The organism is Roseburia sp. TF10-5 (assembly GCF_003462365.1).
GTDB lineage: Bacteria > Bacillota > Clostridia > Lachnospirales > Lachnospiraceae > Roseburia > Roseburia faecis.
The window spans coordinates 62,008-74,516 of record NZ_QTYW01000011.1 but is presented as its reverse complement, the minus strand read 5'-3'; the positions used below and the strand labels follow the sequence as shown (position 1 = coordinate 74,516).

The following is a 12,509-nucleotide window of genomic DNA, read 5'->3' as shown; positions in this document are numbered from 1 at the left end:
TATTTTATATGAGCTGCGAGCAGTCTCCTATCTGCCCTGATGCAGCATCCATGGATAAATCAGTGAAATCGCTCCGCCGATTCCGGCAGAAGCTGCACAGGTAAACACTAAAGCCCCTGCAATTCCGCCAAAGAAATATCCAATTGCCAGAAAAACGGCAACAATTACTAAAATAATGCAACGCAGCAAAATCTGGATCATACTCTTAACCGTATCCATCGCAGACGCCGGAACAAGAGCTTCCAGCAAAAGCCCAACTTCCGAAAACATAAAATCCGCCACCAGATACGTCAGATACCACAGAAGCATAATTCCCGGTTTTTCATGCAAAAGCAATGCCGAAACCACCAGTGCCGGAAGCAGATCCATCGCACAGAGGGATGTTCCTGCAAGCACTCCGAAGAAAACTTTCTTGTATGGATTCTCCGGCACCAGAAACAGCCAGTTTCGCGCAGTCTCCTGTGCAATCGGATTTCCCATATTCCGGAAGAAAAGTACAAAAAACAAAATACAGCCCGGCACCAGAAATCCGGACACCTCCATGATCCTGACACAAAACAGGGAAATACCGACACTGACCAGCAGGTAAAACAGCATCGTATTGGTTATGATTCCAAATTTTGCCGTACGTTTACGGCAATAAATTTCCTTTGTAAAAAACACGGATGCGCCCCAGCCCTTTAAGTTTCCTTCCTTTTGCTGCTTTTTTGCATGTGCTTTTCCTGCGATAACCCGTCCTTCTTTTGCTGCCTCAAGCATCTGTGCACGTTTTCCCGCGGAAGCCAGCGCATCTTCGTAAAAATCCGCTTTCATATGCCAGATGGCAAAAATCAGTACCGCCACACTTACAAGCAGCAATCCCAGATAAACCAGAAACGAAAACAGTTCCCCATTCACTGCACACATAATCATGCCTTTGTACCAGCCGATGATCGGAAGATACCGCAGCCAGTGACTGGCAAAAGTCATATGTGCTGCTTCAAGCAGGTTCTGCCCATTCGCCAGATATGTTCCTCCTGCAATCATTCCAAGCAGTACAACAATTCCCACGATCAAAGGAAACACATATGGTTTTAATTTTTCGTGTGTGGTGCAGACCGTATATGTCAATACAATCATAAGTCTCTGAAACACCAGAAGCAGAATCCACCCTGCAAAAATGGCTACAACTGCCGATGCCCCCAATCCCATATTTACAACGAGATTTGGAATCTGAAAAACCAGATATATGGACGCGAAAACTGTTGCCACCATCTGAAAACTCAGTCGAAACATCAACACGGACTGTGGTTTCATCGGTGCCGTAAACAACAGATTCACGTCTGCCATCTGGAAAATATCCGTACCGTCCTTAGAACCGGAATACATTCCCCAAAGTAATATCGCAAGAAAAACAATCATCACTCCGGCTTCCACATAGGTTTTGATTGCGGCAATCTCCTGTGGCGTTTTTTGCGTTTCTTCCTCTTCCGTTGCTTCTTCCTGTACGCGATCAGCCTCCGAAGACGATTCCACGGTTTCCACCGACTGTTGCTTTTCTACCATGGAACCGACCACGCCAGCAATCAGTCCAAATATGATTCCAAATCCAAAAATGGCAAGAATGATCACGAGAAATGTACTTCGAAACATCTTTTTTATCGTGTTCCAAAAGGTATGCCATGCATAATAACCCCATAACCGCATCACCTACACCTCTCTCTCCAGAGCCGCGCCCTCTGTAATCTCAAAGAAAATATCTTCCAGACTTTTATTGTTATCCTTTAAATTTTCACGCTCGACCACAGCGGCTACCCGCCCCTGTTTCATGATATAAGTGGTATCCCATAATTCTTCCATACTGTCAATCATGTGCGTGCTGACCAGTACCATGCAGCCACTGTCCCGCAATTCCTCAAACACCTTTTTCAGTTCTTTGATGGCATGTGGGTCCAGTCCGATCATTGGCTCATCAAACAGTACCAGCCGTGGTTTCGGCAAAAGCCCACAACAGATGGACAGTTTCTGCTGCATCCCTTTCGACAGCTCATCCCCGAATTTTTTCTTCTTATCTGTCAGATCAAACCGTTCCAGCAATGCATCTTTATAGGCTTTATAATCCTTTAATTTATATGCCCGTGCAATAAATTCCATATGTTCATCCACAGTCAGGTTCGGATACAACGATGGAATTTCCGGAATATATCCCATGATCTTTTTCGCCTCGATGGACTTATTTTCGAGACCGTTTACCTGTATCTGTCCCTGATATTTCAGAAATCCCATAATACATTTTATAATCGTGCTTTTTCCTGCACCGTTAGGTCCAAGCAGTACTCCGATGCGCCCATCCTCTATGGTAAGATTGATATCATCATTTGCAAGCACCCTGCGGTATCGTTTCGTCACATGTACAACTTCTAACATAACCATTTCCCTTTCTTTTTCTTACTAACATGTTCCATGTGTTTACGATATCACATTCATTTGCTGCAAACCATCTTCTTTTCCTTAAAAAACCTTAACGCTTCCTTAATATCTCTTCGCGTATTTGCCCACGCCCTTCCTCTGGTATTTCTCGCCAATCACATAACCGATCTCCCCAATTGCAAGCTGTGGATACGGAATATCCATCGTAACATATCCGATGCATGCTCCACTTTGTTTTTCTGTAATAAGCCATGCGTTCTCATTATCTGCCAATACATTTACAAAGGACTGCATCTGCTCACCAGCTACTGTTATTGTCCTTAACCACTGTGGAATAAAAAACGAGGCCATCGCAAGCGACGGCCCCATCTTAATATTACTCTTCTTCTCTGTGCATGGAGAATGTTTCCATATGATAATTCTTCAAATTGTCAAGAATCTGACGATCATCTGCTTTCTGAAGAAGTTCGTCACGGAACTTCTTTGTCACAAGCATATCGTTAAAGGAGCTTGGTCCACCGACGCAGCCTCCTTCACATGCCATACCTTCAATGAAGTCATCCGGCAGCTTGCCAGCCTTCATAAGCATCAGGAACTTGCGGCACTCTGCGGCACCGTTTGCCTTGCATACTTTCGGCTCAATGCCAGCTTCCATCTCTTTCATGCTCTCGACAACTGCTGCGGTAACTCCACCGGAGTTTGCGAAACGCTTGCCGTATACGGAAGACTCCTGATAGCTGGTATCGCTTGGCTGCAGTTCTACGCCCTTGGCACTCATGATGGCACGCATCTCACTGTATGTCAGCACATAATCTGCATTGCCTTCAATCTTCTGATCGACAACCTCAGATTTCTTTGCTACACATGGTCCGACAAATACGGTCACAGCATCCGGATCCTGTGCTTTGATCATACGGGATACCGCACACATTGGAGAGATGGTTGTGGAAATCTTATCTGCCATCTCCGGGAAGTGCAGACGCACCATATTGACAAATCCCGGACAGCAGGAAGTTACTTTCTTCTCTCCTGCCTTGTATGCCTCTACCCACTCTGCGGCTTCGGAAGCAGCGGTCATATCTCCACCTAATCCGGCTTCGATAAATCCGTTGAATCCAACTTCCTGCATAGCTTTCTTCCAGCTTCCCATTGTGATGTTTGCACCAAACTGTCCCTCGGTAGCAGGTGCTGCAATCACGTATACTTTCTTATCAGACTTTAAGGCATTGATGACATCAACCATAAATGTCTTAGATCCGATTGCTCCGAACGGACAGCTATGGATACATTTACCACAGCGGATACACTTGGAATCATCAATTACAGAAATACCGTATTCATTGTATGTAATCGCATTGACCGGACATGCAAATTTACACGGTCTCTTTAAATGTGCGATTGCATTGTAAGGACATGCAGCTGCACAGCGTCCACACTCTTTACATTTCTGCGGATCAATGTGGGAACGATGACGTCCCGCCTCAATGGCACCGAATTTACATGCATTGATACATGCCTTTCCCATACAGTTCTGACAGTTTTCTGTAACGGTATAACTGGAAATCGGGCAGTCCTCACAGGCTGCACTGATTACCTGAATCACGTTTCCATTATCCTCCGGTCCCGGGGCTTTGCCCTCTGCAAGACGGACACGCTGGCGGATAATTTCTCTTTCTTTGTAGATACAACAACGGAACTGTGGTGTCGGACCCGGAATCAGACGAACCGCGATGTGGTCTCTCTGAGCATCAAGAGTCCCTTCAAATGCCAGTTTTGCGACTTCACGCAGAACCGCATGCTTGATCTTGATTACATTTTCATCAGCGTACATAAAATCTCCTTTGCTTTTTCGTGGTTTCTATTAAGCATAATATGTTCTTATTGTACATAAATTTTCATTAAAAAGCTATAGATGTATCTATCAAAATACATCAGGCGGTGCGATTTTATGGATAATATGAATACGATGGACTTCAATCAGAAAATTGATGTTTCTCTGCGCGCTTCGCTTGAGGCAACTCCCGTCGAACGAAACGCTTCCGATGATCTGTCCACAGGGAGCAGCTCTGACGGGTTCTGGAACCTGATTGTTCTGTACACCGGTTCTCCACAGACGTTACAGAATGAATTTCCTTCCTCTTCCTTTACCTTTCTCCTTGGAAATTATGCCATAGTGAAAATCTCCGAGGACGACATTCCATCACTTGCCGCCTTTCCACAAGTAATATATATCGAACGTCCAAGACAGCTTTTCTTTGAGATTGTTTCTGCCCGGCAGGCTTCCTGTCTGAGTGCCATTCAGGAAAACAGCAGCTATGGTCTGACCGGAAAAGGCATTCTGATTTCTGTGATAGACTCCGGTATTGACTATGCGCATCCCGATTTTTGCAATCCGGACAAAACCACACGGCTGGTTGCTCTCTGGGACCAGACCATCCTCGCTGATCCTTCTGCTGGACGCTTTGCCCCCGCCGGTTATTCACAGGGTACACTTTTTTCTCCGGAACAGATCAATGCGGCACTTCAGGCAGACACTTTTGAGCAGCGCATGGAACTTGTACCCAGCACAGATGTCACAGGGCACGGAACCCATGTCGCCGGTATTGCCGCCGGAAACGGCCGTGCCTCCGGCGGACTCTACCGCGGAGTTGCCCCGGAATCCTCACTTCTTGCCGTCAAACTCGGCTCGCCCGATCCAAAGGGATTTCCAAACACGCTCGAACTGATGCAGGCGGTCGATTTTTCCGTAAGATATGCCATCGAACATACCGTGCCTCTTGTCATCAACCTGAGTTTTGGAAATACTTACGGCTCCCACAGCGGAACATCCCTTCTGGAAACCTACCTGGACTATGTCTCAAATCTCGGACGCATTAATATTGTTGTCGGAAGTGGAAATGAGGGAAACAACGGCGGGCATGCCAGCGCCCGACTGGCTTCTTTAGAATCTGCCAGAATTGAATTTGCCGTTGGAAATTATGAATCTTCTCTTTCGATTCAGATCTGGAAAAATTATTGGGATGATATTCGTTTTCAGCTGACTCCTCCGGGACTCGGAACCTCATTTAAAATTCCCAATCAGCCCGGCAGCTGGCGCTTTTCCTTTGGCACCACACAGATTCTGGTGTACTACGGACTTCCCTCCCCTTATAGTCTGTATCAGGAAATTGCCATCGATCTGCTGCCGCGGCGGGACTATATTTCGGGAGGTGTCTGGTTTTTTACCGCAGAAGCACGGTCTGTCATCGAAGGAATTATTGATCTGTGGATGCCGGCGGCCGCTATCCGCGGGACTGCCACACAATTTCTCACGCCGACAACGGAAACCACTCTCACGATACCTTCCACCGCCGGAAATGTCATTACCGTCGGTGCCTACGATTCTTCCACCAATACGCTCGCCCCTTTTTCCGGCAGAGGATATACCTGGAATACCGGACAGGTCAAACCGGATCTGGTCGCTCCCGGTGTCGACATCACCAGCTGTGCTGTCGGGGGCGGTTACGAATCCCGAAGCGGCACCTCCATGGCTGCTCCTTTTGTAAGCGGCAGCTGCGCACTGCTCATGCAGTGGGGCATTCTACAGAACAATGATCCCTTTCTATATGGCGAAAAAATGAAAGCATATCTGATCCGAGGTGCCAGACAGCTTCCATTTTCCGTTTCCTACCCCAATCCGCAGAGCGGATACGGAGCACTCTGCGTCAGCAGCAGCCTGACGTTTGTGTGATATGCTCCACTATTCTGCGATAAAGGCTTCATAAAATTTTTCTTTTGGCACAGGTTTTCCAAAGTAAAATCCCTGGATCATCTCTGCCTTTGTTTTCTTTAAAATATCTACCTGCTCTTTTGTCTCGATTCCCTCGACGATACAGTGAATTCCCAGATCATTGATCATGGAAGTCATATAGTCGAGGAGAATCCGGCTTTTGCGGTTATTGGTAATTTCGGTTACCATGGACCGGTCAATCTTTGCAGAATCAAAATCATACTGGATCAGTACCGCAAGATTGGAATAATGACTTCCGAAATCATCCATTGACAGTCTGAATCCGAGTTCTTTGAGGCTGTTTGCAACATTTTCAATCAGAACATGATCCATGTCTCCCACGGTCTCCGTTACCTCAATATGGATCAGTTCCACCGGAATATCATATTTTTGAACCATCTGCGTTACTTTTTCAATAAGTTCCGGATACATGATCGTCATCTTCGAGAAATTCACGGATATTGGCACCGTACGATGTCCTTCCCGGATCTGTTCCTTCTGATAACGAAATACTTCATCCAGAACAAACAGGTCAATCATATGCACCAGATTGTAATGTTCCAGCACCGGAATAAACATCCCCGGTCCCACAATGCCCAATTCATCATCCAGCTGCCGGATCAGTGCCTCCGCGCCCTCTGTGCGCCCTGTGTGGATATCCACTTTCGGCTGCAGATATACCAGATACCTTCCACGCTCCATCAGATCGTTGATCTCATCTATCACGCTCTGCTCCATGCGCTTCATCACGGTTGTGCCATGCATCAGCTTAAGCTTATCGTTGCTCATAAGAACCTCTGCCTCTGCAATCTGGCTGCGTGTCTGCGGATGCGCACTCCAGCTGTATCCCATCGCCACGCCAAAGCCAAGTCCGGCAAGCCTTTTCTGCAGATTTTCCACCTGCTGCTCCATTTCCTGCCGTTTAATGTTGATACACAAAATCAGCATCTCATCCTCATCATACCGGTAAATCCGGTAATTGGGAAACATGGATTTCAATAGTTCCGCAACTTCCATCAGTCTGCGGTTGCCGCTGATATAGCCAAACTGTTTATTAATCTCCGACAGATGGATCACATCGGTTGTAATCACGCCAAGTGAACAGAACATATTGTCCGCACCAGTGCGTGCCATAACGGACAATCCCTCCCGGTTCCAGAGACCTGTCAGTTTGTCATGTGTGCGGTCATATTCCTGCTGTTCCTGAAGATTGCGAAGTTCAATCCGCGCAGCCAGTGTCGTGCCAAGCATGGAAAGAACATCGGCCTCCTCGAGGTGTCTGTGTGGGTTTAAAACCATTAAAATTCCAAGCAGATGATCTCCGGTATACAAAGAAATCCCGGCTGCAGACCATGCACGTAGTTCTGCCAGATATTCATAGATCACCGGATGACTTTCTCTCAGCGACTTGATATCCGGAATCACCACGTCCCCGAGTTGTCCTATTTCCTGAATAACTCCTTCTGCATCTCCTGACTCAATTTCCTCGGTCACAAGTCTTGCCATCATCTGTGCCGTATCCCTGTGACACTCTTCCACATAGCGGATACCGCCCTCTTTTGCATAGGCAAGCACAACACAGTCCGCGTCAAAATACTGGCGCAGCGCTTCAAATGTCTGCATAAGGGCATCTCCGATTCCCTCGCTTCCAAGCGCTTCCATACAGGTACGGAGTTGTCTTAACATGGATTTTTCATTGCCTTGTGCGAGAATCGGTTCCACCGGATCTGCCGTTTCCGGCTCCTGATTTTCTTTGATCTGATCATAAAAAACAATCCGGTTTTTTCCGCCTCTTTTCGCCGCGTAAACTGCCCGGTCTGCCTCATAATAAAAATCCGGAAAACTGATTCTTCGTCCGTCCAGTTTCGCAGCACCGATAGATACGGAATATTCCATATCAAAGATAATCTTTTTCAAATTTTCACGCAGGGAGACACAAAATTCTTCCATTTCAACAGAATTCTGAAAGCCGGAAGCAAACACCGCGAATTCATCTCCCCCAAGCCTGCCGACAATTCCCCGGTCACCGGTCACTTCACTTAAAATACTTCCGGTCTGGCTTAAAACCATATCCCCTACCGCATGTCCCTGCGTATCATTGATCATTTTAAAATCATCAATATCAAGCATGACAAATAAGGCATTTGTTGTACATTCCGCAAGTTCTTTTGCACAGTATTCCTCAAATGCCTTATGGTTATACACATTCGTCAGTACATCAATCTCTGCCCGGCGCCGCATGCGTTCCGTGATGGCTTTCTCCTGCTGCACACAGCAAAAACGCCCCACCATACGGTCTGTTTTTCCATCTTCTTCCGCAATACTCACCAGATAAAAACGGTACCATTCCGGTTGATTTTCTTTTTCGCAATAACGGACATCGACCGTAACAGTCCCTTCTTTTTGCAGGCATGCATGCATCGCTCTGCGAAATACCTTTTTATCTTCCGGATCAATAAAAACAGATCCATAATGGTTCTTCTTTACATAGTCTTCGATATCAAAAAGGACCTCGAACCGGTCATTTTCTATCGCATAAACCACTGCCCGGTCTTCTTTTACATCATATTCTATCAATCTCTCATGGTTTTGCTCTGCAACCACCCTGAGAAGTTCATTTTGCTTTTCCTGTTCTTTCTGCTCCCGCATAGTAACCTCTTATCTACTGCAGAACCTGATCTGCCACGTTCTCCAATTCACAGAATTTGTGAATTTCAGGGATCTTGTCTTCTATTGTACCAAACCCGTATGCCGCATGAATAAATTTAATCCCCGCATCCATGCTTGCATCGTAATCTCCCTGAATATCACCTACATATACCGCATCATCCAATGCATTCCGCCTGTACAGTAATGCGATATTCTCTCCTTTTGATTTTTCATTATTTCCGTAGCACTCAGTATCCTCTATCAGATCGTGCAGTTTGTAATAATCCAGAAAAGCCTCTATATATCCGGACTGGCAGTTGCTTACAATATACAGATGATATTTTTTCTTCAACTGTTCCATTGTCCTGCGGATATCCGGGTAGAGAGTTGCTCCGTGTATCCGGAGATAATCATTTTCTTCTTCCCCACACTGTGCCAGAAGTTTCTGGCGTTCGCCTTCTTCCAGATCTGGAAACAGAATCCGTGCGATCACATCCATCGTCTTTCCCATTACTGACTGGATGTCCTTTACAGTAATCGGTTTTCTGTCGTAGCCGGCTCTTTTTACGGTCTCATTCCAGGACTCTGCCACTTCCGCAGCGGAATCCCAGAGTGTTCCGTCCATATCAAATATGATTCCTTTTTTCATTATGCCTCGTCAATTGCCTTTCCGATATCATGGCGCATATACTTATTTGCGAAATCCACCCATTCGGTTGCCTCATAGGCTTTCTTTCTTGCTTCTTTTAAATCTTTTCCGGTTGCAGTAATGCCAAGGACACGTCCACCGTTTGTTACGATGCGTCCTTCCTTATCGAATGCAGTTCCTGCATGGAAACAGAAGTAATCATCCTTGCCCTCGAACTTTTCAAGTCCGCTGATTGGGAATCCTTTCTCATAGGAAACCGGATATCCGTCAGATGCAAGTACAACACAGACAGCTGCATTGTCCTCAAACTGCAGATCAATCGTGTCAAGTTTTCCATCGACACATGCTTCCATGACATCAATGATATCATTTTTCATACGTGGAAGAACGACCTGTGCCTCCGGATCTCCAAAACGGGCATTGTACTCAAGAACCTTTGGTCCTTCCCCTGTCAGCATCAGTCCGAAGAAAATAACTCCGGTAAATGGTCTTCCCTCCGCAGCCATAGCATCTACAGTTGGCTGATAAATATACTTCTTACAGAATTCATCTACTTCTTTTGTATAGAACGGACTTGGAGAGAAATTTCCCATACCGCCGGTATTCAGTCCCTGATCTCCATCCTTGGCACGTTTGTGATCCTGTGCGGAAGACATGATGCGGATGGTCTTTCCGTCCACATAAGTCAGAACCGATACTTCACGTCCGGTCATAAATTCTTCAATTACCATGGTATTTCCGGCATTGCCAAATTTCTTATCTTCCATGATCGTGCGCACGCCTTCTTTGGCTTCCTCTAACGTATTGCAGATCAACACGCCCTTTCCGAGTGCCAGACCATCTGCCTTTAATACGATCGGCATCTTTGCCGTCTCAAGATATTTTAAAGCTTCTTCCGGATCGGTAAAGTTCTCGTAAGCAGCCGTCGGAATATGATACTTTTTCATCAGATCCTTGGAGAATGCTTTCGATCCTTCCAGAATCGCTGCATTTTTGCGCGGTCCGAATACCTTTAAGCCCTCTGCCTCAAAAACATCCACGATTCCGCCAACCAGCGGATCATCCATGCCAACAATGGTAAAATCAATGGATTTTTCCTTTGCAAAGGCAACCAGTTTGTCAAACTCCATGGCACCAATCGGCACACACTCTGCCAAAGCTGCAATTCCTGCATTTCCAGGTGCACAATATATTTTGTCAACTCTCGGACTCCTGGCAACACTTGTTACGATTGCATGCTCACGTCCACCGCTTCCAATTACAAGAACTTTCATGATTATCCTCCTATATGTGATGCATTTCCTATTTACTGATATGTACGGTTTTGCCCGTCACTGTCACTTTTCCATTCGCAATCAGGTCAATCGCCTGTGGCATAATCTTCCACTCTGCCTGTTCCATCACACGACGCTGCAGGATCTCCGGCGTATCGCCCTCCTGCACTTCTACCGCTTTCTGCAAAATAATCGGACCGGTATCTGTTCCCTCATCCACAAAATGTACGGTAGCACCTGTGACTTTCACGCCACGGGCAAGTACCCCTTCATGCACTTTCAGCCCATAATATCCGGTTCCACAGAAAGACGGAATTAAAGACGGATGAATATTGATGATGCGGTTTCTGTACTTTGCAATCATCTGTTCCGGAATGACGACAAGGAATCCTGCCAGCACAACCAGATCCACCTCATACGCATCAAGTCTGCGCAGAAAATCTTCATTAAATGCCGCACGGCTCTCATACTCCTTCGGGCTGATGCATACTGCCTCAATTCCGTGCTTTTTTGCACGTTCCAAAGCGTATGCTCCCGGATTATTGCTGATCACTACCGCAATCTCTGTATTTGTGATTGTTTTTTGTTCAATTCCATCGATAATGGCCTGCAGATTGGTTCCGCCGCCGGATACACATACTGCGATTTTTAGCATAATGTTACACCCTTCTCTCCGTCTGTGATCTTACCAACCACATATGGAGTATCTCCGGCTGCTTTGATTGCTTCCATCGTCTTGTCCACGTCTGCCGGATCGACTGCAAGAACCATTCCAAGTCCCATGTTGTAAGTATTGTACATCATATGCTCATCTACATTTCCCTCTCTTGCCATAAGGGTAAAGATTGGAGGAACCGGGTAGCTGTTCTTTTCCACTACGGCATGCTTTCCTTCTGGAAGCATACGTGGAATATTCTCATAGAAACCACCACCGGTAATATGGCTGCAGGCTTTCACACGTACTCCGGCGTTCTTGATAGACTTCAATGCGCCTACATAGATACGGGTCGGAGCAAGAAGAGCCTCGCCAAGCGTTGTTCCAAGCTCATCCATATATGTATTTAAGGTTTCTTTGTCCATACGGAAAATCTTGCGCACGAGAGAAAATCCATTGGAATGTACACCGGAACTTGCCATACCGATCAGCACATCCCCGGCTTTTACGTCTTCTCCGGTAATGATATCCTTCTTGTCAACCACACCTACGGTAAATCCGGCCAGATCATACTCATCCTCCGGCATCAGTCCCGGATGCTCTGCAGTCTCTCCACCGATCAGTGCACATCCGGACTGCTTACAACCCTCTGCCACACCGCTTACGATCGTTGCAATTTTCTCCGGATAATTTTTTCCACATGCAATATAATCCAGGAAAAATAACGGTTCACCACCGGCACAGGCTACATCGTTGACACACATTGCAACGGCATCAATACCGATCGTATCATGCTTGTCCATCAGGAAAGCCAGTTTTACCTTGGTTCCGCATCCATCGGTTCCGGATAAAAGAACCGGCTCTTCCATATTCTTGATCGCATCCAGCGAAAAAGCACCGGAAAATCCGCCAAGTCCGCCTAATACCTCCGGACGCATGGTTCCCTTTACAAACTTCTTCATCAGTTCCACTGACTCATATCCTGCTTCGATATCTACGCCCGCGTTCTTGTAATCCATTTATTTTTCCTCCTAATATCTGTGTTTTAATCTATTATTGTCACTTATAGTATATCGGGTATTTTTCGATTTTACCAATCATAAA

The 12,509-nt window shown here is 46.2% G+C and carries 10 protein-coding genes; 1 reads left to right on the top strand and 9 read right to left on the bottom strand.

What is annotated here, in order from left to right; translation table 11 throughout:
* Window positions 1–27: 27 nt before the first annotated feature.
* From DXD06_RS11045 to DXD06_RS11030, 4 genes are all read right to left on the bottom strand, one after another.
* The gene (locus DXD06_RS11045; protein ID WP_117831814.1) at window positions 28–1,686 is read right to left on the bottom strand and encodes a putative ABC exporter domain-containing protein; all 1,659 of its coding nucleotides are present in this window, start codon (window positions 1,684–1,686) and stop codon (window positions 28–30) included.
* Window positions 1,687–1,689: 3 nt separating this feature from the next.
* Window positions 1,690–2,406, bottom strand: a complete 717-nt coding sequence (locus tag DXD06_RS11040) for an ABC transporter ATP-binding protein (RefSeq protein ID WP_117831811.1) — start codon at window positions 2,404–2,406, stop codon at window positions 1,690–1,692.
* Between the two features lie 105 nt (window positions 2,407–2,511).
* A complete protein-coding gene (locus DXD06_RS11035) occupies window positions 2,512–2,778 on the bottom strand; it encodes a GNAT family N-acetyltransferase (RefSeq protein WP_117831808.1) in 267 nt (88 codons plus the stop codon).
* Between the two features lie 7 nt (window positions 2,779–2,785).
* Entirely contained in the window at window positions 2,786–4,240 is a 1,455-nt protein-coding gene (locus tag DXD06_RS11030) for a 4Fe-4S dicluster domain-containing protein (RefSeq protein ID WP_055068740.1), read from the bottom strand.
* Between the two features lie 117 nt (window positions 4,241–4,357).
* Here DXD06_RS11030 and DXD06_RS11025 point away from each other — a divergent pair, with 117 nt between their 5' ends.
* Window positions 4,358–6,139, top strand: coding sequence for a S8 family peptidase (locus DXD06_RS11025; RefSeq protein ID WP_243001031.1), 1,782 nt, complete (start codon window positions 4,358–4,360; stop codon window positions 6,137–6,139).
* A gap of 9 nt (window positions 6,140–6,148) precedes the next feature.
* On the opposite strand, the gene DXD06_RS11020 is transcribed toward DXD06_RS11025, so the two are convergent.
* From DXD06_RS11020 to purM, 5 genes are read right to left on the bottom strand one after another with little or no spacing between them, the layout of a single operon-like run.
* Window positions 6,149–8,827: a bifunctional diguanylate cyclase/phosphodiesterase gene (locus DXD06_RS11020; RefSeq protein ID WP_117831806.1), complete on the bottom strand. Its 2,679-nt coding sequence runs from the start codon at window positions 8,825–8,827 to the stop codon at window positions 6,149–6,151.
* A gap of 13 nt (window positions 8,828–8,840) precedes the next feature.
* Window positions 8,841–9,479 carry an HAD family hydrolase gene (locus DXD06_RS11015; protein ID WP_117831803.1) on the bottom strand — a complete coding sequence of 213 codons (639 nt, stop codon included), beginning with the start codon at window positions 9,477–9,479 and terminating at the stop codon, window positions 8,841–8,843.
* A complete protein-coding gene (purD, locus tag DXD06_RS11010; protein ID WP_022045161.1) occupies window positions 9,476–10,750 on the bottom strand; it encodes a phosphoribosylamine--glycine ligase in 1,275 nt (424 codons plus the stop codon). Before purD ends, DXD06_RS11015 begins: the two co-directional genes overlap by 4 nt.
* Before the next feature lie 28 nt (window positions 10,751–10,778).
* Window positions 10,779–11,405, bottom strand: coding sequence for a phosphoribosylglycinamide formyltransferase (gene purN / locus DXD06_RS11005; protein WP_117831801.1), 627 nt, complete (start codon window positions 11,403–11,405; stop codon window positions 10,779–10,781).
* A complete protein-coding gene (purM, locus tag DXD06_RS11000) occupies window positions 11,399–12,424 on the bottom strand; it encodes a phosphoribosylformylglycinamidine cyclo-ligase (RefSeq protein ID WP_055068735.1) in 1,026 nt (341 codons plus the stop codon). Before purM ends, purN begins: the two co-directional genes overlap by 7 nt.
* Window positions 12,425–12,509: the final 85 nt, after the last annotated feature.

Bases quoted from the DNA above. Each gene is read 5' to 3' on its own strand.
- DXD06_RS11040 (WP_117831811.1), bottom strand. From the start codon at position 2,406: ATGTTAGAAGTTGTACATGTGACGAAACGATACCGCAGGGTGCTTGCA.
- DXD06_RS11030 (WP_055068740.1), bottom strand. From the start codon at position 4,240: ATGTACGCTGATGAAAATGTAATCAAGATCAAGCATGCGGTTCTGCGT.
- purD (WP_022045161.1), bottom strand. From the start codon at position 10,750: ATGAAAGTTCTTGTAATTGGAAGCGGTGGACGTGAGCATGCAATCGTA.
- DXD06_RS11045 (WP_117831814.1), bottom strand. From the start codon at position 1,686: ATGCGGTTATGGGGTTATTATGCATGGCATACCTTTTGGAACACGATA.
- purN (WP_117831801.1), bottom strand. From the start codon at position 11,405: ATGCTAAAAATCGCAGTATGTGTATCCGGCGGCGGAACCAATCTGCAG.
- DXD06_RS11020 (WP_117831806.1), bottom strand. From the start codon at position 8,827: ATGCGGGAGCAGAAAGAACAGGAAAAGCAAAATGAACTTCTCAGGGTG.
- purM (WP_055068735.1), bottom strand. From the start codon at position 12,424: ATGGATTACAAGAACGCGGGCGTAGATATCGAAGCAGGATATGAGTCA.
- DXD06_RS11025 (WP_243001031.1), top strand. From the start codon at position 4,358: ATGGATAATATGAATACGATGGACTTCAATCAGAAAATTGATGTTTCT.
- DXD06_RS11035 (WP_117831808.1), bottom strand. From the start codon at position 2,778: ATGGGGCCGTCGCTTGCGATGGCCTCGTTTTTTATTCCACAGTGGTTA.